General features: G+C 69.1%; 8 protein-coding genes. 6 read left to right on the top strand and 2 right to left on the bottom strand.

Going from position 1 to position 24,880, the window contains the following annotated elements; translation table 11 throughout:
- Genes KALB_RS12805 through KALB_RS12825 form a run of 5 tightly spaced genes read left to right on the top strand, consistent with a single transcriptional unit; the run spans position 1 to position 17,096 of the window.
- The gene (locus KALB_RS12805) at positions 1-13,878 is read left to right on the top strand and encodes a non-ribosomal peptide synthetase (protein ID WP_025356114.1); all 13,878 of its coding nucleotides are present in this window, start codon (positions 1-3) and stop codon (positions 13,876-13,878) included.
- A 14-nt stretch (positions 13,879-13,892) separates the two neighbouring features.
- The gene (locus tag KALB_RS12810) at positions 13,893-14,102 is read left to right on the top strand and encodes an MbtH family protein (protein ID WP_025356115.1); all 210 of its coding nucleotides are present in this window, start codon (positions 13,893-13,895) and stop codon (positions 14,100-14,102) included.
- Complete coding sequence (locus tag KALB_RS12815; protein WP_025356116.1) at positions 14,102-15,076, top strand: TauD/TfdA family dioxygenase; 975 nt, start codon at positions 14,102-14,104, stop codon at positions 15,074-15,076. The genes KALB_RS12810 and KALB_RS12815 overlap by 1 nt, the downstream gene beginning before the upstream one ends.
- A gap of 12 nt (positions 15,077-15,088) precedes the next feature.
- Positions 15,089-16,306 (top strand): NAD(P)/FAD-dependent oxidoreductase, encoded by a 1,218-nt coding sequence (locus tag KALB_RS12820; protein WP_236650242.1) that lies wholly within the window; start codon positions 15,089-15,091, stop codon positions 16,304-16,306.
- Positions 16,299-17,096 carry a phytanoyl-CoA dioxygenase family protein gene (locus tag KALB_RS12825; protein WP_030110684.1) on the top strand — a complete coding sequence of 266 codons (798 nt, stop codon included), beginning with the start codon at positions 16,299-16,301 and terminating at the stop codon, positions 17,094-17,096. Before KALB_RS12820 ends, KALB_RS12825 begins: the two co-directional genes overlap by 8 nt.
- A gap of 829 nt (positions 17,097-17,925) precedes the next feature.
- Here the strand turns inward: KALB_RS12825 and KALB_RS12835 are convergent.
- On the bottom strand, positions 17,926-19,005 hold the full coding sequence (locus tag KALB_RS12835; RefSeq protein WP_236650243.1) for a hypothetical protein: 1,080 nt from the start codon (positions 19,003-19,005) through the stop codon (positions 17,926-17,928).
- Between the two features lie 202 nt (positions 19,006-19,207).
- Between KALB_RS12835 and KALB_RS12840 the strand changes: the two genes are divergently transcribed.
- On the top strand, positions 19,208-21,994 hold the full coding sequence (locus KALB_RS12840) for an NB-ARC domain-containing protein (RefSeq protein WP_201771916.1): 2,787 nt from the start codon (positions 19,208-19,210) through the stop codon (positions 21,992-21,994).
- A gap of 6 nt (positions 21,995-22,000) precedes the next feature.
- On the opposite strand, the gene KALB_RS12845 is transcribed toward KALB_RS12840, so the two are convergent.
- The gene (locus tag KALB_RS12845) at positions 22,001-24,877 is read right to left on the bottom strand and encodes a pPIWI_RE module domain-containing protein (protein WP_025356122.1); all 2,877 of its coding nucleotides are present in this window, start codon (positions 24,875-24,877) and stop codon (positions 22,001-22,003) included.
- Between the last annotated feature and the right edge of the window lie 3 nt (positions 24,878-24,880).

Here is a 24,880-nt window from a genome sequence, read left to right on the forward strand (position 1 = left end):
GTGAACTCGCGAATCGAAGAAGTCCTGCCGCTGTCCCCGTTGCAGGAGGGCTTGCTGTTCCACGCCCTTTACGACGAGCAGGGGCCCGACGTCTACGTGGTCCAGCTTTCCGTTGAGCTGCAAGGCTCCTTGGACGTTGGGGCATTGCGGGCCGCCGCGGCCACCCTGTTGCGCCGTCACGTGAACCTCCGCGCTGGTTTTGCCTACGAAGGGGTCACCAAGCCTGTCCAGGTGGTGTTGCGTGAGGTGGATTTGCCTTGGCAGGAGCACGACCTGTCGGGGGCGGATGCTGCGGAGCTGGATCGGCTGATGGCGGCTGACCGGGTGCGGCGGTTCGAGATGGACAAGCCGCCGCTGATCCGGTTCATGTTGTTGCGGCTGGCCGAGGACCGCTACCGGTTCGTGGTGACCAACCACCACATCGTGCTGGACGGCTGGTCGAGCTCGATCGTGGCACGGGAGTTGTTCGCGCTCTACGCGACCGGCGGCGACGACAGCGGCCTGCCCAGGGTGACTCCCTATCGCAACTACCTGGCCTGGGTTGCCAAGCAGGACAAGGAATTGGCGCGCCGTAGCTGGCACGAGCTGCTTGCAGACGTGACTGGCCCGACGTTGGTTGCGCCAGCTGATCCGGCGCGGGTACCGGTGGTTCCGGACGAGGTCGTCATCCCGTTGCCGGACGGGCTCACCGCGCGGTTGACGGAATTGTCCCGGCAGCGCGGCGTGACGATGAACATCCTGATGCAGGCGGCCTGGGGCATTGTGCTCGGGCGCCAAACCGGAAGCACGGACGTGGTGCTCGGCGTCACCGTGTCCGGCCGTCCCGCCGAACTCACCGGCGTGGAGTCCATGGTGGGCATGTTCATCAACACCCTGCCGGTGCGCATGAGTCTGGACCCCGCGCGGCCGTTGTCCGATCTGCTGACCGATTTGCAGCAGCGGCAGGCTGAACTCACCAACTATCAGTACCTCGGACTGACCGATATCTTGCAGCAGGCCGGTGGCGGCGAGTTGTTCGACACCGACTTCGTGTTCGAGAACTACCCGGTCGGCCCAGCCAGTGGCTGGGACCTCGGCCCCAGCTTGCGCATCACCGGTGTTCGTGGTGAGGACGCGGCACACTTCCCGATCAGCCTGCTCGTGCTTCCCGGCGATGAGGTCCGGATTCGCCTCAGCTACCGACCGGACTTGTTCGCGGCGGACGCGATCAAGGCTCTGTTGCAACGGTTCACGAGTGTGCTGCAGGCCATGGTTGCTGATCCGAGTGTACGGGTTGGCCAGGTCGACGTCTTGGATGCTTCCGAGCGGGAGCTGGTGGTGTCGGGCTGGAATGCGACGGCGCATGAGGTTGTGTCTGCGTCGTTGCCGGAGTTGGTTGAGGCGCAGGTTCGGCGGTCGCCGGATGCGACGGCGGTGGTGTTCGAGGGTGTGGAGGTGTCGTTTGCGGAGTTGAATGCGCGGGCGAATCGGTGGGCGTGGTGGTTGGCCGAGCGTGGTGTGGGGCCGGGGTGTGTAGTTGGTGTTGTGCTGCCTCGGTCGGTCGAGCTGGTCGTGGCCGTTCTCGCGGTGCTCAAGGCCGGTGGGGCGTATTTGCCGGTGGATGCGGAGTATCCAGTTGGGCGTGCGGGGTTCATGCTTGCCGACGCCGGGCCTCGGTTGGTGCTGGCCACGGCGGACACCGTGGGTTTGGTGCCCGATGGCGTGGAATGCGTGCTGTTGGACGACGATCTCGTCGCGGGGTGTCGTGATGAAGATCCCGGTGTGGTGATCGGGTCGGGTCATCCGGCGTATGTGTTGTATACGTCTGGGTCGACTGGTGTGCCTAAGGGTGTTGTGGTGGGGCATGGTGCGGTGGTGAATCGGTTGTTGTGGATGCAGGACCGGTTCGGGTTGGTGCCGGGTGAGCGGGTGTTGCAGAAGACGTCGTGTGGGTTTGATGTGTCGGTGTGGGAGTTGTTGTGGCCGTTGTTAGTGGGTGGTGTGGTGGTGCTGGCGCGGCCGGGTGGTCATCGTGATCCGGAGTACCTGGCGGGGTTGATGCGGGCGGAGCGGGTGTCGGTCGCCCATTTTGTGCCGTCGATGTTGCGGGCGTTCCTCGCGCAGGTCGGTGGTGGTGGGTGTGCGGAGTTGCGGGTGGTGGTGTGCAGCGGCGAGGCGCTACCCGCTGATCTGGTCGACCAGTGGGCGGCAGTATCAGACGCGGCACTGTGGAACTTGTACGGTCCGACCGAGGCCGCGATCGACGTGACCGCTGCCGAATGCACGCCGGGTGCGGGTGTGGTGCCGATTGGTCGTCCGGTGTGGAACACCCAGGTGTACGTGCTGGACTCGGGCTTGCTCCCGGTACCGCCGGGTGTCGCCGGGGAGCTGTACATCGCAGGTACGCAGCTGGCCCAAGGCTATCTGGGGCGTTCTGCTCTGACGGCGGAGCGGTTTGTGGCAAGCCCGTTTGGTGTTGCGGGTGGGCGGTTGTACCGGACTGGGGACCTGGCGCGGTGGACTGCCGACGGTGAGCTGGAGTTCGTGGGCCGGGCGGATGATCAGGTCAAGATCAGGGGCTACCGCGTCGAACTGGGCGAGATCGAAGCGGTTCTGGCTGGGCACCCGGCTGTTCGGCAGGCGGCGGTCACGGCACGCGAGGACGGTGCCGGTGGCCAGCAGCTGGTTGCTTACATTGTCCGGCGCAGCGCAGCCAGGGACGCGTCGCGCGAGCAGCGATCCGTCAGCAACTGGGCCTCGGTTTACCGCTCCATCTACGAGGAAACCGGGCGCATCCCCTTCGGCGAGGACTTCTCCGGCTGGTCCAGCAGCTACGACGGGAAACCCATTCCGCTGGAGCAGATGCGGGAATGGCGTGCCAACGCGGTGCAGCGAATTCGGGAGCTCAATCCCCGCCGGGTACTGGAGATCGGCGCCGGGAGCGGCCTGCTGCTGTCGCAACTGGCCCCCAAGTGCGAGGAGTACTGGGGAACCGACCTGTCGCGCGAGGCGATCGACGCACTGCGCTCACACGTGTCCGCTGACCCGCGGCTGGCCGGGCATGTCGAGCTGCGGGCGCAACCCGCGCACGACTTCGACGGCCTGCCAAGCGGGATCTTCGACACGATCGTGCTGAACTCGGTGGTGCAGTACTTCCCGAGCGTGGACTACCTCACCAATGTCCTCGGCAAGGCCGTGGAACTCCTCGCGCCTGGTGGTTCGGTGTTCATCGGTGACGTGCGCAACCTGCGGCTGGTCCGCTGCTTCCACGCCGCGGTCGAGTACCACAAGGACGAGGCGCACGGCGCCCGCTCGGCACGACGCGAATTGGTCGCGCAAGCCGTGCTCCGCGAGCGGGAACTCCTGCTCGACCCCGACTTCTTCGCCGCGTGGGCGGAATCGGTCGGCGCGATCACGGGTGCTGACATCCGGCTCAAGCGCGGCACGCACCAGAACGAGCTCACCCGTCACCGGTACGACGTGGTGCTGCACAAGGAAAAGAACTCGGTGCTGCCGGTCGCGGACATCTCCGCGCTGCGCTGGGGGACCGATGTCACCGATATCAGCGGCCTGGTCAACTACGTGACGAACAGGCGGCCGGACACGCTGCGGGTGACGGGCATCCCCAATCTCCGGCTCGCCGATGAATACCACGCCATGGCCGCTATCCAGGGCGTTGCGGCCCGGCGCATCGAGGACGGCCAGGACCCGGAGTCCTTCCACGAGCTGAGCCAGCGTGTCGGGTACACCGTGGTGACCACCTGGTCCCCGGGCGCGGGCGCGGAAGGCAGCTTCGACGCCGTCCTGGTCGCGCCAGGCCAAGGCGCGGATCTGGCGCACACCTGCCGTCGATCCAGCGACCTGGCCCTCCAGCCCTCCGCGTACGCCAACGAACCGGCGATGCCGGACGATATCCGCGACACCGTGGCCGAGCTGCGCGCGCATGTCGCCGAATCCCTGCCGAACTACATGGTGCCTGCCGGATTCGTGGTACTGGCGGACCTTCCCCTGACACCGAGCGGGAAACTGGACCGCCGCGCCCTGCCGGCCCCTGATTTCGGCGCCGAGGTGTCCGGCCGGGGACCCCGTACGGCGCAGGAGGAAACCCTGTGCCGGTTGTTCGCCGAAGTGCTTGGCCTGGACCGGGTCGGCGTGGACGACAGCTTCTTCGCCCTCGGCGGCGACAGCATCCTGTCCATCCAGCTGGTCAGCAAGGCCCGGCAAGCTGGCCTGACCATCACGCCCCGCAACGTGTTCGAGCACAAGACGGCGGAGCGTCTCGCCGTGATCGCAGTGCCAACCGGCCAGGCACTGCCGCCGGTCCCGGACTCCGCGACCGGCGAGGTGTTCGCCACGCCGATCATGCACTGGCTGTGGCAACGGGGCGGGTCGGCAGACCGGTTCAGCCAGTGGGTACTGGCGCAGGTACCGGCTGATCTGGGGCAGGACCGGATTGCCGCAGCGCTGCAAGCTGTTCTCGATCACCACGACGTGCTCAGGATGATCGCGCGCCCCGGCCGGGACCTGGCCTGGTCGTTGACCGTGCGGGCACCCGGGGCCGTCGATGCCAGGTCGCTGGTGCACCGAGTGGACATCACCGGCCGCGAGGACCTGCTCGACGTGCTGAGGGAACAAGCCAATGCCGCAGTGCGGCGGCTGTCCCCGGCTGACGGGATCATGGCCGACGTGGTGTGGTTCGACGCTGGTCCGGACCAGCCGGGCCGGTTGCTGCTGACCCTGCACCACTTGGTGGTCGACGGGGTGTCGTGGCGCATCCTGTTGCCGGACCTGGTGGAAGCCTGGCAGGCCGGGGAGCGGACGCGGCTCGCCACGGTCGGCACCTCATTCCGTCGTTGGGCCGGTCTGCTCGCCGGGCAGGCCTCCAGCGCACAGCGGGTTTCCGAATTGCCGCTGTGGAAGGACGTGCTGGCCGACACCGGACCCGTGCTCGCCGCGCGGGCGCTTGACCCCGGTCGTGACCGGGCCGACCGGGTGCGCGCGCTGTCCGTGCAGCTGCCTGCGGAGATCACTACGCCGTTGCTGAGCACGGTTCCGGCTGCCTTCCACGCCGGGGTCAACGACGTGCTGCTGGCCGGGCTGGCGATGGCGATCACGGCGTGGCGGGCGAGCCACCGCGGTACGGGCACAGCCGTCGTGGTCGAGGTGGAAGGGCACGGCCGCGAAGACCTGGGGTCCGATGTGGACGTATCCCGCACGATGGGCTGGTTCACCAGTGCCTACCCGGTGCGCCTGGACACCGGCGTCGCAGGGTTCGACGAGGTGTGCGCCGGTGGCTCGGCCGCGGGTGAGGTGGTGAAGCGGGTCAAGGAGCAACTGCGGGCGATCCCCGGCAACGGCATCGGCTTCGGGATGTTGCGCTACCTCAACCCGGAAACCGCTGAGGCGCTTGCGGAACTCGGTACTCCGGAGTTGCTGTTCAACTACCTCGGCCAGACCGGCACGCTGGCGACGGGTGAGTGGTCCCTCGCCCCGGAAGCCGCCGCCCTGGCACCGGATGCTCCGGACCTGCCCGCCGCGCACGCGTTGACGATCAACGCGGGCGTGCACGGCGGGGTGCTGACCGCGACCTGGACCTGGCCCGAGGAGCTGTTCACCGAGGACGAGGTGCACGACCTGGCGCAGAGCTGGACCCGTGCGCTGACCGGCATCGCGGTGCACGCCCAACAGCCGGGCACCGGCGGGTACACGCCTTCGGATATGCCGCTGGCAGACCTGAGCCAGGACGAGATCACCAGGATCGAGGCGCGCTGGCCGGAGGTCGAGGAGGTCCTGCCGCTGTCGCCCCTACAGGAGGGGTTGCTCTTCCACGCCCTGTACGACGAGCAGGGGCCGGACGTCTACGTGGTGCAGCTGGCGGTCGACTTGCAGGGCGAGGTGGACGTCGACGCCCTGCGCGCTGCTGCCGCGACGTTGTTGCGGCGGCACACCAGCCTGCGCGCCGCGTTCGTGCACGAAGGTGTGCGCAAGCCAGTACAAGTGGTGCTGCGCGAGGCCGAGCTGCCGTGGACCGAAGTCGATCTGTCCAATTCGGACGAATCGGCCGTCGACCGGCTGACCGCGGACGACCGGCTGCGGCGGTTCGACGTGGGCAGCGCTCCGCTGATCCGATTCACCTTGGCGCGGTTGGGGAACGGGCGGTACCGGTTCCTCATGACCAACCACCACCTCGTGCTGGACGGCTGGTCGGGGCCGCTGGTCGCGCGCGAGTTGTTCGCGCTCTACGCGACCCGCGGTGACGACAGCGCGCTGCCGGCCGTGACCCCGTACCGGGACTACATGGCCTGGCTGGCTCAACAGGATCCGGCGGAGGCCAGGCGGTACTGGCGCGAATTGCTCGACCAGGTTGACGAACCGACCCTGGTCGCGCTCGCGGAGTCCGCGCGGGTGTCGGTCATCCCCGAGCAGATCGCGGTGACCGTTCCCGAGGAGCTCAGCACGAGGCTGACTGCTTTGGCCCGGCAGCGCGAGATCACCCTGAACACCGTGCTCCAGGCGGCCTGGGGTGTGGTGCTCGGGCGCCAGACCGGGCGGTCGGACGTGGTGCTTGGCGTCACCGTGTCCGGCCGTCCCGCCGAACTCGCCGGGGTGGAATCGATGGTGGGGCTGTTCATCAGCACCCTGCCGATGCGGTTGCGGCTGGACCCCGCTCGCCCGCTGGCCGAGTTGCTGGACGAGGTGCAGCAGCAACACGCGGCGCTGACCGCCTACCAGTACCTGGGGCTGGCCGAGATCCAGCAGTTGGCCAGTGCCGGTGAGCTGTTCGACACCGGCTTCGTGTTCGAGAACTACCCCATTGGGCCGGGCAGCGGCTGGGACCTCGGCCCCGACCTGCGGATCACCGGGGTGCACGGGCAGGACGCCGCGCACTTCCCGCTGAGCCTGGTGGTGCTGCCACACCGCGAACTGCGGCTGCGCCTCGGTTACCGGCCGGACCTGTTCGACGAGCCCGCCGCCCAGGCGATCTTGCAGCGGCTGCTGCGGGTGCTGGCGGCGATCGCCGAGAACCCGCGCACCGCCCTCGGCCAGGTGGACACGCTCGACGTGGTCGAACGGCGCCAGGTCTTGCAGGAGTGGCACGGTGCCGCGCGGGACGTGCCGGTGGCCACGCTGGCGGAGTTGTTCCAGGCACAGGTTCGGCGGGCACCCGATGCGATGGCAGTGGTGTGCGAGGGCGAGGCGCTGACCTATGCGGAGCTGAACGCACGGGCCAATCGGCTGGCCCGGAGGCTGATCGAGTGCGGCGTACGACCGGAGAGCCTGGTCGCAGTGGTGTTGCCGCGCTCGCTGGACCTGGTGGTCGCCGCGTTGGGCGTGGTGAAGGCCGGTGGCGGGTACGTGCCCGTCGATCCCGCCTACCCCGTCGACCGGATCGGCTTCATGCTCGCCGATGCGCGGCCTTCGGCCATCGTGGCCACGGCTGGGTTCGCCGGAGCACCCGATGGCGTTCCCGTGCTGGCACTGGATGATCCGGCAACGGCAACGCGTTCCGCCGAGGACCTCGCAGACCACGAGCGGGGCGGCGAGCTGCGGCCCGGCAACACGGCGTACGTGATCTACACCTCCGGTTCGACCGGAACGCCCAAGGGCGTTGTGGTGTCGCACGCGAATGTGACCGCTTTGTTCGGCGCGGTGTCCGGGCTGTTCGACTTCGGCGCGGAGGACGTGTGGACGTTGTTCCACTCGTTCTCCTTCGACTTCTCGGTGTGGGAGCTGTGGGGTCCGCTGCTGCACGGTGGGCGGCTGGTCGTGGTGCCGTTCGAGGTCAGCCGGTCGCCAGCTGAGTTCTGGGCGCTGCTGGTGGCCGAGGGCGTGACGGTGCTGAGCCAGACCCCGTCCTCGTTCTCCGGGCTGATCGAGGTCGAGCGGGCGGCGGGCACTGCGGACGGCTCCCGCTTGCGCTACGTGGTATTCGGCGGCGAGGCACTGCGCTTCGACCGGTTGACCGGCTGGTTCGACCGCCATCCCGGTACCGGTCCGGAGCTGGTCAACATGTACGGGCTCACCGAGGCCACGGTGCACACCACCCACCGCGCGGTGCACCGGTCCGGCGCCGGGCGCAGCATGATCGGGCGGGGATTGCCGAACCTGCGCACGTATGTGCTGGACGCGGGCCTCGCTCCGGTGCCGCCAGGAACGCCTGGTGAGCTCTACGTGGCGGGGCCGCAACTCACGCGGGGATACCTGGGCCGGCCGGAGCTGACCGCGCAGCGGTTCGTCGCGGACCCGTTCGGTCCGGCGGGCACGCGGATGTACCGGACCGGGGACCTGGTCCGTTGGGACCGTGACGGCGACCTGGAATACCTGGGCAGGGCCGACGACCAGGTCAAGATCCGAGGTTTCCGGATCGAACCCGGCGAGGTCGAGAACGTGCTCGCTGGCCACGACTCGGTCGCCCAGGTCGCGGTGGTCGCACGCGAGCACGGTGTGGCGGGCAAGCAGCTGCTCGCCTACGTCGTGCCTGGCGAGGACAGGGCCGTCGAGGTGGATTCGCTGCGTGCGTTCGCGGCGGAATCCCTGCCCGACCACATGGTTCCGGTGGCCTTCGTCGTACTCGGCGCGCTGCCGGTCACCGCCAACGGCAAGATCGACCGAAAAGCACTGCCCGCGCCCGAATTCCGCCGCGCGGTGTCCGGGCGCGCACCGCGCACGCCGCAGGAGGAACTGCTCTGCCGCCTGTACGCCGAAGTGCTCGGCCTGGACGGGGTTGGCGTCGCGGACAACTTCTTCGCGCTGGGTGGCGACAGCATCATGTCCATCCAGCTGGTCAGCCGGGCGCGCGCGGCGGGCTGGGGCATCACCCCGCGCACCGTCTTCGAGCACAAGACGGTCGAGGCCCTCGCGGCGGTCGCGGTCCGCCTCGACGAGCAGGCCGAGCCGGAACCGGACATCGGTTCGGGCGAACTGCCCGCCACCCCGATCATGCGCTGGCTGTCCGAACAGGACGGTGTGGCGGACCGCTTCAGCCAGTGGGTCCTGTTGCAGGTTCCCGCTGGCCTCGGTCTGGACCGGATCACCGGGACCGTGCAGGCGGTCATCGACCACCACGACGCCCTGCGGATGGTGGCACTGCCCGGTTCGCTGCTGCGAGTGCGGTCACCGGGCGCGGTTGCCGCCCACGAGCTGGTGCGCCGGGTGGACATCTCGGCCGCCGAGGACGTGGCCGCTGCGGTGCAGGCGGAGTTGCACGCCGCGCAGGACCGGTTGTCCCCGGCCGCGGGAGCCTTGCTCGAAGCGGTGTGGTTCGACGCGGGGCCGAACCAGTCGGGGCGCGTGCTGCTGGTCGTGCACCACCTCGCGATCGACGGCGTTTCGTGGCGGATTCTCCTGCCAGACCTGGCAAAAGCCTGGCAGACCGGTACCGCGTCGGCATTGGAGCCGGTGCGGACCTCGCTGCGCCGATGGGCGGAGTCGCTTGCCACTCAGGCCAGTTCGCCGCAGGTCGTTGCGCAGTTGCCGCTGTGGCAGCGTGTCCTGGCCGATCCCGGCCCTGTACTGGGTTCCCGCGCGCTCGACCCGGCACGGGACCGTGCCGACCGGGTTCGTTCGTGCACCGTGGAGTTGCCCGCTGAGACCACCACTCGCCTGTTGGGTGAGGTGCCTGCGGCCTTCCACGCCGGGATCAACGACGTGTTGCTCACCGGCCTGGCCGTGGCCATCGCCGAGTGGCGCGGCACCGTCGGCGACGAGCCGGTACTGATCGACGTTGAGGGTCACGGCCGGGAGGACATCGGTGCCGGGCTGGACGTCTCGCGGACGGCGGGCTGGTTCACCAGTCTGTACCCGGTGCGGTTGCAGCCGGGTGCCCGGCAGTTCGCCGAGGTGTGCGCAGGCGGGCCCGCCGTGGGTGAGGTGCTGAAGCGGGTCAAGGAGCAACTGCGGGCGATCCCCGGCAACGGCATCGGCTTCGGGCTGTTGCGCTACCTCAACCCGGAAACCTCTGAGGTGCTTGCGGAACTCGGCACCCCAGAGGTCGTCTTCAACTACCTCGGCCGGGCTGGGGCACTGGACACCGGTGACTGGTCGCTTGCTCCGGAGGCGGGCGCGGTCCGGCCAGCCGCACCGGACTTGCCCGCCACGCATGCCCTGGCCGTCAACGCCGCGGTGCACGACGGCGTGCTGCGTGCCACGTGGTCCTGGCCGGAGGAACTGTTCGACGAGCGGGAAGTTGGTGAGCTCGCACAACACTGGTGCGACGCGCTGACTGGTCTCGTTGTGCACACGGGGAAACCAGGGGCCGGTGGTTTCACGCCATCCGACCTGCCGCTGGTTGAAGTGAGTCAAGCTCAACTTCTCGCGATCGAGGAGCGGTGGCAGGGGATCGAGGACGTCCTGCCGCTGTCCCCGCTGCAGGAGGGCTTGCTGTTCCACGCCCTGTACGACGAGCAGGGCCTGGACGTGTACCTGGTGCAGCTGTACGTGGACCTCCAGGGAAACCTGGACGTCACCGCGTTGCAGGCGGCTGCGCAGGCCCTGTTGCGCCGCCACGCCAATCTGCGGGCGAGCTTCACCTACGACGGCCTCGACCGGCCGGTCCAGGTGGTGCTGCGCGAGGTGCCCCTGTCGTGGACCGAACACGATCTGTCCGCAATGGACGAACGTGAGCAGCAGGCTGAGCTCGACCGGATCACCAACGCGGACCGGGTGCGGCGGTTCGACATCGGCGCCGCACCGTTGATCCGGTTCACGCTGATCCGCCTCGGCGACCGGTACCGGTTCGTGGTGACCAACCACCACCTCGTGCTGGACGGCTGGTCGAGCCCGTTGGTGGCACAGGAACTGTTCGCGCTCTACCTCACCGGCGGCGACGACGGCGCGCTGCCCCGGGTGACCCCGTACCGGGACTACCTGGCCTGGGTCGCCGGGCAGGACCGGGAACAGGCGCGGGAGAGCTGGCGGGCGGCCCTCGACGGGCTGGCCGGACCGACGTTGATCGCGGTACCGGACCCGGCGCGGGAGCCCATCGTCCCGGAGGAGGTCACCCTGGTGCTGCCCGGCGGCCTCGCCGACCGCCTGACCGAGCTCGCCCGCGGCCGCGAGCTCACCATGAACACCCTGGTGCAGGCCGCGTGGGCCATCGTGCTCGGACGGATGACCGGGCGGTCGGACGTGGTGCTCGGTATCACCGTGTCCGGTCGGCCCGCGGAACTGGCCGGTGTCGAGTCGATGATCGGGCTGTTCATCAACACCCTGCCCGCTCGGGTGCGCCTGGATCCGGCCTGCTCGCTGGGAGAGCTGCTGGACGGCCTACAGCGGCAGCAGGCCGAGCTCGCCGCCTACCAGTACCTCGGACTGACCGAGATCCAGCAGGCGACGGGCCTGGGCGAGCTGTTCGACACCGACCTGGTGTTCGAGAACTACCCGCTGGGCCAGGACACCGGCTGGGACGTCGGCCACGACCTGCGGTTCACCGATGTGCGGATGCTCGACGCCACGCACTACCCGATGAGCCTGCTGGTGATCCCGCACGAGGAACTGCGCCTGCGCCTCGGCTATCGCCCGGACCTGTTCGACGAACAGCAGGCGCAGCAGGTGATCGAGCGGCTGGTGCGCGTGCTGGCGACGATGGCCGCCGATCCGAACACCCCGATCGGCCAGGTGGACGTGCTCAGCCCGGCCGAGCGCGAACTGGTGCTGGGACAGTGGAGTCGGACCGGTGCGGCCACACCGGCGGCAACCCTGCCGGAGCTGGTCGAGGACCAGGCGCGGCGTAACCCGACGGCGCTCGCGGTGGAGTGCGAGTCCGGGACGCTGACCTACGCCGAGTTGGACAGCAGGGCCAACCAGCTCGCCGGATACCTGGTCGAGCAGGGAGTGGGACCCGAGCAGGTGGTTGCCGTGGTGTTGCCGCGCTCTGCCGAACTGGTGGTGGCGGTCCTCGCGGTGCTGAAGGCCGGCGGTGCGTTCGTCCCGGTCGAACCGCAGCGCCCAGCCGACTGGATCACCGAGGTGTTCGACGACGCGCAGCCACTCCTCGCACTGGCCACAGTGGACAGTTCGATCTCCGTGCCCGGCGCTGTCGAGCAGGTGCTGGAACTGGACGAGGAGGGATTCGTCGGCGAGCTGGCTAGCTACCCCGACGAGGCCCCGGCGGACGAGGAGCACAGGTCGCCGCTGAACACCGCTTGCCTGGCGTACTCGACGGATTCGACTAATGCCCCGGACTGCTTGGTCGTGCCCCTGGGCGCTCTGCCGCAGTGCAGTGGTCTGGACCCCCTGCTCGCAGGCCTGTTCGGCCCCTTGGCGTCGGGGGAGCGCGCGTGCGTCGAGGCACCCGCTGCCGGTATCGCCGGGCCGGGCAGCCTCGTGTACGTGCTGGACGCCAGCTTGGTGCCGGTGCCGCCGGGGGTCGTCGGCGAGGTGTACGCAGCGGGCGAGCAGTTGCCGCGCGGGTACTTCGGCCGGTCCGGGCTGACGGCCCAGCGGTTCCTCGCCGACCCGTTCGGCCCGCCCGGTGGGCGCATGTACCGGACCGGGGAACTGGCGCGGTGGACCGAGGACGGTGAACTTGCCGTGTTCGGCCGGGTTGACGACCAGGTGGAGCTCCGCGGGTACCGCATCGAACCGGCCGCCGTGGAATCCGCGCTCGCACGCCACCCCTCGGTGGCCAGCGCCGCGGTTGCGGTGCGGGAGAGCGCGCCCGGGGAACAACGCCTCGTGGCGTACGTGGTTCCCGCCGATGGTGGCCAGCCCAACCTCACCGAGCTGCGGCAGTACATCGCGAGCATCGTCCCGGAGGCGTTGATCCCGACCGCCCTGGTGACCCTCACCGAATTCCCGGTGACCCCGGGCGGGCGGCTCGATCGCGCGGCGCTGCCCGTCCCGGCCGCGCAGGACAGCGGAGTGCGCCGCCACCCCTGGACCCCGCGGGAACGAGTGCTGTGCGACCTGTTCGCGGAGGTGCTCGGCCTGCCGGAGGTGCTCATCGACGAGTCGTTCTTCGACCTCGGCGGGTACTCACTGCTGGGCACCCGCCTGGTCGCGAAGATCCGTTCGACGCTGGGCGAGGAGCTGTCCGTCCGGGACCTGTTCGCCAGCCCCACGGTGGCCGATCTGGTGCGGCGGTTCGGCAACCAGGCCGGGGGAGACGACGGACTGCAGGTGATCCTGCCGTTGCAGACCGCTGGTACGGCCCCGATCGTCTTCTTCGTGCACCCCGGTGGCGGGCTCAGCTGGTGCTACGCCGGTCTGGTCAGCTGGCTCGGCCAGGACGCCCGGCTCTACGGCGTCCAGGCTCGCGGGCTGGACGGCGAGAGCACGCTGCCGGAGAGCATCGCGGACATGGTGGCCGAGTACGTGGCACGGCTGCGCCAGGTGCAGCCGGATGGGCCGTACCGGATCGCGGGCTGGTCCTTCGGCGGGAAGCTCGCGCACCTGATCGCGGTCGAGTTGCAGCGGCAGGGCGCGCGGGTGGACCTCCTGGCGGTGCTGGACAACTACCCGCACCAGACGGCGCCGGAGGAACCCAAGCCCGCCGAGCAGGACGTGCTGCGCGCCATCCTGGAAAGCCTTGGCCAGCCAGCTGAGCAAACCGGTTCCGGCCCGTTGCGACGCGCGGAGGTCGAGGAACTGGTCTACCAGGCGGGGCAGCACGTGGCCGGGGTCGACAAGGGCCGGATTTCCGCGTTCGTCGACATCTACCTGAACAACTGGGCATTGGCCCAGGAGGTCACGCGCGGGGTGTTCCGCGGGGACCTGTTGTTCTTCACGGCCGTGCGTGGTCGGCCCGCTGACCTGCCGACGCACCACGCGTGGCGGGACTACGTCGATGGAACCGTGGTGAACCACGACATCGCGTGCTCGCACGACGAGATGATGAACCCAGAACCACTCGCGGAGATCGGCACGATCCTCGCTGGTGAATTGCGCAAACACAACTGAGAGGAAGCAGAACCATGACGAACCCCTTTGACAGCGAGGACGGCTCCTTCTTCGTGCTGGTCAACGACGAGGGGCAGCACTCGCTGTGGCCCGCCTTCGCCGAGGTCCCCGCCGGGTGGACGACCGTCTTCGGCGAGGCGGACAAGCAGGCCTGCGTCGACTACGTGGAGACGAACTGGACGGACATGCGGCCGAAGAGCTTGATCGAAGCGATGGACAAGTAGTGGGTGAGCGGCTCTACGCGGCAGGCGCGGACTGGGTCTTCCAGCTCCGCGCCGACGCCGCCGCCCACGTGCGGCAGGTCGCGGATTGGCTCAGTGCCCAGCACGGGGAGGTCGACCACTGGGCGTGGGTGGCCGCGGCCAGGGCCGCCTGGGAGGAACTGCCCGGCGCTGTGCGGCAACGGCTCCGGGACTTCCGCAGGGACTCCGGCAGCGCCGCGGCACTGGTGCTGCGCGGTCTGCCGATCGGGGACGTGCCGGGAACCCCGTCTGCCGGGGATTCGGTGCAGCGACAGACCAGCATCCCCGCGGCTGTCCTGGTGATGGTGGCGTGTGGTCTCGGCGATCCGGTCGCCTACGCGGCGGAGAAGCACGGCGCGCTGGTCCAGGACGTGGTTCCGGTCCCCGGCAAGGAGGAGTTCCAGGGCAACGCGGGATCGGTGCGGTTGACCATGCACAACGAGAACGCCTTCCACGCGCATCGACCGGACTACGTGATGCTGCTGTGCCTGCGGCCCGATCACGAGCGGGTCGCGGGCCTGCGCGTGTCCTCGGTCCGCGGCGCACTGCCCAAGCTGTCCCCGCGCACCAGGGATGTGCTCGCTCAGCCGGATTTCCGCACCGATCCGCCGCCGTCCTTCGGCGACGGCGGCACCCCGGAACGGCACGCCGTGCTGCACGGCGATCCCGCCGATCCGGACCTGCGCGTGGACTTCACGGCGACCACGGGGCTGACCGCCGACGCGACCAGCGCGCTGCGCGAACTGGAGGCCGCGCTGGAATCGGTGGCCAGCGACGTACGCCTGGCGGCCGGGGACCTGGCCATTGTGGACAACCGGGTCGCGGTGCACGGGCGCACCTCGTTCCGGCCGCGCTACGACGGCCGCGACCGGTGGTTGCAGCGCACCTTCGCGGTCGCTGACCTGCGGCGCTCGCGAGCGCTGCGCCGGCTCGACGGATACGTGTTGTCCGCCTAGCGATCGGAGAAGGTGACCTTGTACGACATCATCGTGGTCGGTGGCCGGTGCGCTGGCGCCTCGGCCGCCATGCTCGCCGCGCGGGCGGGCCACCGGGTGCTGCTGCTCGACCGTGCCCGCATGCCCAGCGACACCGTGTCCACGCACCTGGTGCACCAGCCGGGCGTGGCGCTGCTCGCCGAGTGGGGCGTGCTGGACGCGGTCGTGGCCACCGGGTGCCCAGCCATCACGCAGAGCGCCTACCACGTGGCCGACGTGCACCTGCGCGGGTCGTCGATGGCCAGCGGGGGACAGCACGCCGCGTACGCCCCGCGGCGCTACCTGCTCGATGAGGTGCTGCTCTCCGCGGCGGTGGCGGCGGGGGTGGAATTCCGTTCCCAGGCAACGGTCACCGGGCTACTCCTCGATGAGCGTGGGGTGTGCGGGGTCCGCTACCGGACGCAGAGTGGGCAGGTGCACGAGGAGCGCGGTCGGCTCGTCGTCGGCGCGGACGGGATGCGTTCGGCCGTGGCCCGCTTCGCCGGGGCACCGACCGTTGTCGAAGACCCCACGCTGACCTGCGTCTACTACTCGTACTGGAGTGGGCTGCCGCCCAGGTTCGAGCTGTTCGAGGACACCGACCGGTTTGCCGGGACGGTGCCGACCAACGACGAGCTGTCCGTGGTGTCGATCTACTTCCCGCAGCCGGAGTTCGAGGCGGTCCGCAGGGACGCCCGCCGCATCTACGTGGACAACGTCGCGCGCATGGTGCCAGGGCTGCGCGACGCCACGGTGACCGACGACCGGTTCGGCAAGCTGCACGCCGTTGGCGACCAGCGCAACTTCTTCCGGCAGGGGACCGGTCCCGGCTGGCTGCTGCTCGGCGATGCCTGGCACCACAAGGATTCGATCACCGCGCGCGGCATTTCCGACGCCTTCCTGCAGGCGGACATGTTCGGCAGGCAGGTCGTCCCGCACGTGGCGGATCCGGTCGCGCTGGCCGATGCGCTCGCGGACTACGAGGTGATGCGCAAGGAGGAACTGACCGAGTCCTACCGCAACACCCTTTCCGTTGCCAGGCTTGATATCCAGCAAGAACGCATCCAGCTGCTGAAGTTCATCGAACGCGACCCGCAGCTGGTGGACAGGTACTTCTCGGTCGTGTCCGGAACGCTCTCCGTGGACGAGGTCTACTCGCCCGAGCTGTTGTCCGGCGCCGCACGGGGCAGGGGGATGGTTACTGATGACTGACACCGCACTGGACGGGATCGCCGCCGCCTACCACGAGAACGGGTGGGTTGTCCTCAAGGAGGGGATCGGCGAGCAGGTCCTGCGCGACCTCCGTGCCTCGGTGCGCCGGATCAGCGCGATGGAACGCGAGGAGGTGGTGTGCGAAAAGGACAGTGACGTCGTGCGCGCGCTGCACGGTTGCCACCGCTTCGACCAGGTCTGCGCGGCTCTGGTCCGGCACCCGCGGCTGGTCGGCCTCGCCGAGCAGCTCATCGGCGACCGCGTGTACGTGTACCAGTTCAAGGTCAACGTCAAGAACCCGCAGGTCGGTCAGCGCTGGCCGTGGCACCAGGACTTCGCGTTCTGGTCCATTGAGGACGGTATGCCCGAGCCGCACGCGGTCAACATCGCCATCAACCTGGACGAGGTGCACGAGCTCAACGGCCCGCTGACCGTGCTGACCGGCTCGCACCGGCTGGGCATCATCCGGGCCGCCGATCAGCCCGAGCGGGCCGCCGGTGGCGACTGGCACGAGCACGTTTCCGCGGACCTCACGCACAGCGTGCCCGCCGAGCGCGCCGCCGAACTCGCGGCCAACCACCGGCCCGCACAACTGCTCGGCCCCGCCGGGACGATCTCCGCCTTCCACCCCAACCTGGTGCACTGGTCCTCGGACAACCGCTCCGACGATCGGCGCACTGTCTTGTTCGTCACCTACAACTCGGTGCGCAACGCCCCGCGCAACGTCACCCGCCCCGCATTCCTCGTGGACCGCGACACGACCCCCGTCACCCCCGCGCTGTCCGTCTGACCGCCGGACCTCGCCAACTCGAGCAGCCGTCGCGCAAATAGCCCCCTCACCACGTATCCCCTGGTGAGGGGCTGTTTGCGCTGAAAGTATCCGCTCAGGGCCCGGGGTCGCACCCCCACAATGCGCGACGAGCGCCGAGGTTCGCGCTTTCCGCAACCGCAGCTCATGCGGCCACCCCCGTAGCCGGGGGTCCGGGGGCGAAGCCCTCCGGGCGGGGCCCGGGGTCGCACCCCCACAATGCGCGACGAGCGCCGAGGTTCGCGCTTTCCGCGAACACGGATCGCCCCAAGCGAGTGCCCCCGGGCCGGCTCGTACAGCATCCACACGAACCCATGCCCGCCGTGAACTGCTGGTTTCCGCCACGGTTGACGTCCTCCTGCGCCGCCGCCGTCCGACCTGTGGTGCACGATGAACGCCGAGAACGTCATCCTCAGGTTGACGCCCGTTGCAGGCCGACGGCCTGGCCTGCGGCGAGGTCGATCGTCGACGAAGTCATGTCTGTCATCAAAGACCTCGCCACCGCCGTCGTCACCCACGAATACATTTCGCCGAACAAGTAGCCGACCAAGTCCTCTTCCTCGACGCCAGCCCTATCGTCAAGGGTGGCCCCAGTTCGCAGGTGATCGGCAACCCTCAAGAAGGGCGGGCCCGTCGCTTCCTATACCGCATCTTCAACCCCGGCTGACGACGAACCGGGCCCGACTAGAATCACCGGCCGGGCCCAGCACAACCTCATCCACTTTCCCTAGACTGGGCGCGGTCGCCGGTGCCGCCACCTCCGCCAGAACGGGGGAAGGTCTGGATGACGGGCATATTGGTTTCTCCTCTCCTAGAGGTCGTCGACCGTTTGTCGGGCCGAGTCTGTGATCCGCAGCAGACGGAGGCACTCCGTACGCAGCAGGTCGGCCGACCTGCCCGGGACGGAGGTGACGCGTCGGACTACCGAGGCGCTGGGACGCGCCGTCCAGTCAAATTGAGCCCCTAGTGACACAGCCGGATCCAGGAACCTGCCGTACCGGGCGACGGCCTCACCCAGCGAGTCCGGCGCGGTGGAGGGCACCGGGTTGGCCAAGTACACCGGTTTCCCGGTGGCTGCGGCATAGGCGGTCAGCGCACCGTGGTCGCCCACGACGTAGTCCGCTGCCGCGATAGGGACCTGCCAGCCCTGCCCGAGACGCAGGAACCGCATTCGGGCCCGCACCAGTGGCCCGGCCCACGCCAGCACTTGGCGTCTGCCATGCCGTACCCACACGTCGGGGTGCAGGTGGCAGATCAACCGGTCGCCTGATGTCGGCAGATCGGCGGCGATCCGCCCGAACAGGGCCGGTGACCTGCCGAGCAGCGAGTCTGGTCCCCGGGTCGACAACACGATGCCCAACCGCTGGTCGCGGTGGACCCCCAGGCGCTCGCGATGGGCGTCCCGGTGGGCGAGGGCGTCGAGCAGGTAGTCGTACGCGGGATCGCCGATGACGACGGCGTGTCGCCTGGTGCCTGGCGAGGCGGCTTGGAGCGCGGCGACGGCGGCGTCGTGCGGCAGGCCGATGACCACCGTGTCGGGGTCGACCGCCCGTTGGCGGAGCAGGCCGTTGAGGGCGGGGACACACCGCCTGCCGTTGTGGTCGACGATTTCACCATCCGTGGATACCTCGGGCAGCAGCAGCAACGCTCCCCGCAGCGTGCCGACGCTGGTCGGACTGGCTGCGATCACCAGGTCAAACCGCTCGAGTGCAGCGCGTTCCCACGGGGTGGTGAGCGCGTCAGTGCCGATGAGAAAGTCCGCCACCCGGTTGTCGGCGGGTCCGGGGGACTGGGTGAACACGACCTGGACGCCTGGCAGACCCTCGACTGCGCGGGCGGCCGCAAGTACCCGCTCGCCCGCCGCGACGCTGTGCACGACCACCAGCACCACCCGTCGTACCCCATACGTCTGCACACCGCCCGCGGCTGCCCACCACGGCGTCAAGCGGTGCGGATTCCGCAATCCCATCTTGCCTTCCCTCCTGGGCGCTGATTCTGACAAGGACAGCGTGGTGGCTGGGCGTGGGGGAACCGTGGGGAAAGCGTGGGGAGTTGGGACGGGCAATCCGGGCAGCGGACGAGGTGTGGTTCACTTGATCGCGATGGGCGAGCCCGTGATCGACCTGCAGGTCCTTGGTGCCGTGCGACTGCTGGTGGACGGCATGCCGGTGCGGTTGGAGCCGCGCCTGCTCACGGTCCTGGCGATCGCAGCGGTCTCCGGCGGCAGAGTCGGTTACGACGAACTGGCCAGCCGCTTCGGGACGAAATCCCCAGCCACCCTGCGTTCCTACGGCGCGAAGCTGCGGGCCTGCGCGGGTGTCGAGGTGGTGAAGAAGAATGAGCGTTCAGTTCTACGACTGGCGTTGAAGCGGGAGGAGGTCGATCTCTGGCGTTTTCGTGACAAGGTCGTCGGAGTGAAAGGGCTGCTAGCGCACCAGAAGCTGCCTCTTCTCTTCGCGGCGGCGGAGTTGTGGCAAGGTCCTCCGCTGGCCAACTTGGAACCGCGGTGGGTGAGTCGAGAGACGGTGGAGCTGCGTGCCGAGGGACGTCGGGCTTTCCTGGAGCTGATCCGGCTCTGCGCGGAACAGGAAGGTGAGGAACAGGCCGCCGCCCACGCGGAGCGTGCCGACGAGCTGTTCGTGGACGACGATGAGATCCGGTCTGCGTTGTGGCACATGTGGTCCCGGTGCGGTCAGGCGCAGGCGATCATCGATGATCTGCGTAGACGGGAAGAGGCGCCCAGAGAGTCGGGTCCACTGCACGCCGCGCTGCGTGTGGAGGCCAAGTCGCTCGTCGCCGAGGCGCGGCTGGTGTCCAAGGCAGTGCCGGCGGGATCGCCGCACCAGCTGCCGCCCGTCCGAGCAGAGTTGCGCGATCGCGATTTCGAACTCGCCGTGCTGGGAGAGTTGACCGCCCCGGACAGCGAGGTCCGGGTCGTCACCGTCTACGGGCTGGGCGGCATGGGCAAGACGGAGCTGGCGGTGAATTGGGCGCACGGTGTGGTCGAGCACTTCCCGGACGGGGTCCTCTTCGCCGACCTGCGGGGCTTCTCCCCTACGGGGCCGGTGGAGCCTGCGGCCGTGCTGAAGGGGTTCGCCAAGGCTCTCGGTATCCCGGGAACTGGCCTGGGCGGTGGCGACGTGCTGGCTGCGTACCGGACAGCGGTGAACACCCGCGCTGTGTTGGTCGTCATCGACAACGCCCGTGACCACCGGCACGCCGCGGACCTGGTGGCGGCGGGCGAGCACAGCCGCACGGTCATCACGACGCGGGCGGCCGTCACCGCCCCAGCCGTTGTGGGCGCGCGGGTGCTGCCTTTGCGCCCGATCACACTCGACTCGTGCTTAGAGGTGTTGCGCGATGCTGTCGGTACCGCTCGGGTTACGGCGGAGCCCTTCGCGGCCCGCAAGCTCATGGAAGCGTGCGGCGGAATTCCGCTCGCGGTCAAGCTCGTCGTTGCGCAGGCCCGCCTGAACCAGGGCTCCACCCTGGAGAGGTTGTTGGCGAGACTGGGCTCGGCGGCCGCGTTGGTGGGGGCGAAACCCGATGGGGAGACGGCGTTGCGTGATTCACTGAGCTTGTCCTACGCGCCGCTTTCACGTGGAGCGGCCAAGGTGCTACAAGTCATCGCGATCTACCCCGGTCCCACCGTCCACCGGGATGTCGTCGTCTTCCTGTCCGGACTTCCGAAGCATACTGCAGAAGACGCCGTCGATGAACTCGTGCGCGGCAACCTGCTGGACCCGTTGGCGGACGACCGGTTTGGTCTCCACGACCTGGTCCGGGCGTTCGCCTTGGAACGCGCGGCCGAGGAACGGTCGGAATCGGAAGTGGCCGAAGTACGGGAGCGACTGCTGGGGTGGTTGTTGACTGCCGCCCGGCAGTGCGACCGCGCACTACGTTCGGGCCGGGAACTCCCGGACGACCTTGTTGCGGACGAAGGCGCTCCGCTTCCCGCCCCTGCGGACGAGGCCGGCGGGACGCAATGGTTCGACCGCGAGCACGACACACTGGTCGCGGTACTGGACTCGTTGGATTTCCGACCGTTCACAGCTTACCGGTGGCGTCTGCCACTCGCGTTGTGCTGCTACCACACCCGCAACGGCCCCTGGCTCACCGCGGAACGCCTGCTGGTTTCGGCGTGCGAGATCGACAAAGACGAGCTGGCCGAGCGGGAACGCATCCGGTACCAAGCCGTCTGCCGCCGGGTGCTGGGCAACATCCAACGCAAGCTGCACAAGACCGGTGCAGCGGAGCGCAATCTGACGACCTCGATCACCCTCGCCGAACGCATCGGCGACCCGCTCGAAGTGGCCCACGGGCACCAGCAGATGGGTGTCCTCCAAGAGGACATGGGCCGGTGGGAGGCGGCGCGCCACCACGCGACGACCGCCGGACGTCTCTACGCGGACATGGCGGACGAGCGCGGCGTGGCGGCCGCCCTTCCCACCGAGATCCATTGCCACCTCGAGTTGGGGGAACCAGAGCGCGTGCTCAGTCGGGAGGCTTTCGCCGTCGAGCTGATGGTGCGGGCGAGCACCCCGTACAACCGGGCGGCCCTGCATCGTGTCCTGCTGAGTTGCCACATGCAGTTGAAGCGCTACACCGAGGCAATCGCCCACGGAGAGGCGGCACGTGCCTGCTATATCGACTCGAGGGCGCCGATCAACGAGGCGCGGGTGCTCGACGGGCTGGCCCAGGCCTACCGGGCAGTGGGGCGCGCTGAGGACGAACGAGACGCGCTGCTGAGCTGTGTGGCCATCTACGAGCAACTCCAGCCCAAGGACTCCCAGGACAAGCAGATACTCGAGCCTGAGGACAAGCGGATACTCAACGCTGCGAGAAGCCGGATCAAGGAGACGGCCGAGGGCAGTGCCTGAGGTGCTTCAGTTCCCGGAGTACCCGGCGGTGGAATCGTCCGGCGACTCGGGGTCGGGTGCGTCCTCCTCGTCCGCTTTCCTCATCGGCAGGATGTACTCCTGTGCCTTCTGGGCGAGGTGCAGCGGCAGCGGTCGGCGGAGCGCGTCACGGTAGTCCGGGGCCTGCCGCAGCTGGTGGACGGCCATTGCCAAGGCGTGTGGATCGTCGCCGTCGCCGAGGTGGCAGCTGAGCACCGCGATCTCCACGAGGTCGGGGTTCCATGCGGGTTGGTCGACATCGATAGTCCATTGACCCGCACGTTCGCCCTTGCGGAGCTTCCTGCGGTTCAGCTTGTGCGCCTCCACCGCAGAACTTTGGGCGGTGGAGGCTTTGGGGGTGGTGCTGTAGAAGACCCTGTCGTCCTCCTGTCCACCGCTCTCCCACAGGTTGGCGGGCAGACCGTTCACCCCTTCGGAACTGGCGAGACCCCACCACTGCGGAGTCTCCTGCTGGTCCCCGGTGCGCAGTCTCACCAGCCGTAGCCAGGGGTTCGGGCGGCCTGCGGGCGCGAGGCCGGTGCGGATGAGGTCCCGCTCCACCCGGCCGTCCTGCACCCACGTCCACAGGAACCTGATGTTCTGCGCGTCGACAAGGAGAACGGTGGGTCTTCCGCGCACGTGTTCCGAGGAGAGCACCCGGTGCAGGAACTCCTCCGTCGCGGCCCGCTGTTCATCCAGGTTCCGTGACCAGTCGAACCACGGTGCGTCGTGGTCGTCCGCGTCGGCCAGGTCGTGGTCGGAGACCGCAGCGAGGGCAGGGAGCCGGGTCAGGTAGCGCGGGTACGCCGTCCATGCCCCCATCCCAGCGACCGCCTCGGCGTCCCAGCCCAGCACCGCGTCCGGTCCGTCGGCCCCGGGGCGCACCAGCACGGCGACCGGAAACTTCCCTTTGGCCGAGTACGCGGTGCTGCCGCGAGCTTTCGTCGCCATCCAGACAGCGAGGTACTGCGTCCGGGCGGGTAGACCGGCCGGAACGTCGGTGAGCGGAACGACCACGGCACCCAGCTGCCGGATCGCGTCCACCCAGGAGGACTCGGCCGCGGCGGCCAACGACTTCACCGCGCGGGAAGACATAGGGGAGACGATGAACTGGGTCACGACCCCGCTGTCCGCCGCGCCGAGCCGCAGCGCGAACTTGGGATCGTTCATGCTGCTGAACACGGTCTTGCCCGGGATCTCCACGATCGCGACCGATGGCACCGCCGCGTTCGCGCCGTCTTTGGCCAGGAACTCACCCATGTCCGCACGGCGCTTGCGGACCGCTTGGGCGGCCCGGTCCGCCCGGCCTTTGGGAGGCTCCTGGACCACCCCCAGGCTGTCCGCCAATCCGTTGTCCATGCGCAGGCAGCTCAGCGTCACCACCAGCTCCGGTGTCTGCCACCGCAGCACAACGGGGTGGCCGCGGCCGCTGCGGTCGTGGGCCTGCGCGCTCACCTGGCTCGCGCCGCCATCCCCGTTGAGGCCGAGTACTGCGGCGAGGGCGGCTACGGCCGCGTCGCGGGTCTGCTCGGAGCGCCACAGCAGTCGGGGGGTGAACTCCGGTGTGCCGGACCACTCCGCGTAGAGTGTGGCCAGCGACGCGCGTCGGGTGCGTTGGAGTATGACCTTGGCCGCCGCGGTCCGCTCGCGGGACCCGCTTTGGCGGGCATTGGCCGGCTTGTTGGCGGGTAGCGGTGACCGGGTGAGGTCGGCGACGCGGACCAGGTCCGGTACTAGTGCCTGCTCAGCCCACTCAACCAAGCGCGACCGCTCGTGGGACATGAAGCCCGCGCCGACACCGTGCTCACCCATGTGCGTGTTGTGCACGACCAACGCGTCGACCCCCCGCTCGCCCTCGAACCACCGTCGCGGTTCGCTGAGCAGGCTCGCAGGTTCCGGGAAGGGCCGGGTGCGAAGTGCGAGCCGCGCCATCAGCAGCGCGGGGTCCCCGGTCCGCCACACATGCCCGTCTCCGCGTTTGACCACATGCGCCACGCTGTACCGGTCGCTGACCGGGACGTCGGGAAGCCATGGTGCCAGCGGGCGCAGGTACACAGCGCTGCCCCGGCGGAAACCCAGGCGCAGCAGCCCGGTTTTCGGCTCGGGATGTGTCGCCCACCGACGCACGCCGAAACGCAGGTGCACCCGGGGACGCGGGTGGAACGGCACCGTGTGCAGGGTGACGGTGGCGACCACCGAGAACCACCATCGCCGCTTGTGCTCGTCGTCATAGGGGAGAGGCTGGGACATCAGCTCCGCACCCTGCTGACGGGCTTGGCGTGCCACGGAGCGGAACCGCAGCAAGTGCTCGCCGGAGTTGTAGGGCTCTAGGTCCTGGATACGCTGGGCGAAGTGCTGCGTTGCGAGCAGGTACTGCACGCCCGCTGGCTGTGCGGTCCCGCCGCCGCTGAGCTCGCACCGCAGCAGCGGGACCTCCTTTCGCTGCCAGACAGGTGCGTGGTCGCGTAGCGCTTCGCACACCTCGGCGACCGCTTCCGCGTGCTTCGGTCCGGGCTGCAGCTCCTCGATCCAGTAATCCAGGACCCGCAACAGGACCGGGACCGGCAGCGGCTCGTCGGGCGCGTCCACCGGGCAATACAGCCACGTCCGTGGTCCCGCGTCGGCCGCGACCGAGCGCGGCAGTACCCCGAGGCGCATATCCAGTGCCTGGAGTAGGGAATCCAAGCGGCGGGTCGGCGGTACCAGCGCACGGGCACGGCCCTCCCGGGTCAGGTTGTAGAGGTCGAGCACCCGTGCGGCGACCTGTTCGGGGAACTCCAACGTGTGAAAGCCGACGGTGAGTCCGTCTTGGTCCCCGGTGGGCTCGTATGCCGCCCGGCGGATCGCCGTGTAGCGCTGGGCCATGGG

The sequence above is a fragment of the Kutzneria viridogrisea DSM 43870 genome, from assembly GCF_000525635.1.
In the GTDB taxonomy this organism is placed as follows: domain Bacteria; phylum Actinomycetota; class Actinomycetes; order Mycobacteriales; family Pseudonocardiaceae; genus Kutzneria; species Kutzneria viridogrisea.

Bases quoted from the DNA above. Each gene is read 5' to 3' on its own strand.
- KALB_RS12825 (WP_030110684.1), top strand. From the start codon at position 16,299: ATGACTGACACCGCACTGGACGGGATCGCCGCCGCCTACCACGAGAAC.
- KALB_RS12810 (WP_025356115.1), top strand. From the start codon at position 13,893: ATGACGAACCCCTTTGACAGCGAGGACGGCTCCTTCTTCGTGCTGGTC.
- KALB_RS12845 (WP_025356122.1), bottom strand. From the start codon at position 24,877: ATGGCCCAGCGCTACACGGCGATCCGCCGGGCGGCATACGAGCCCACC.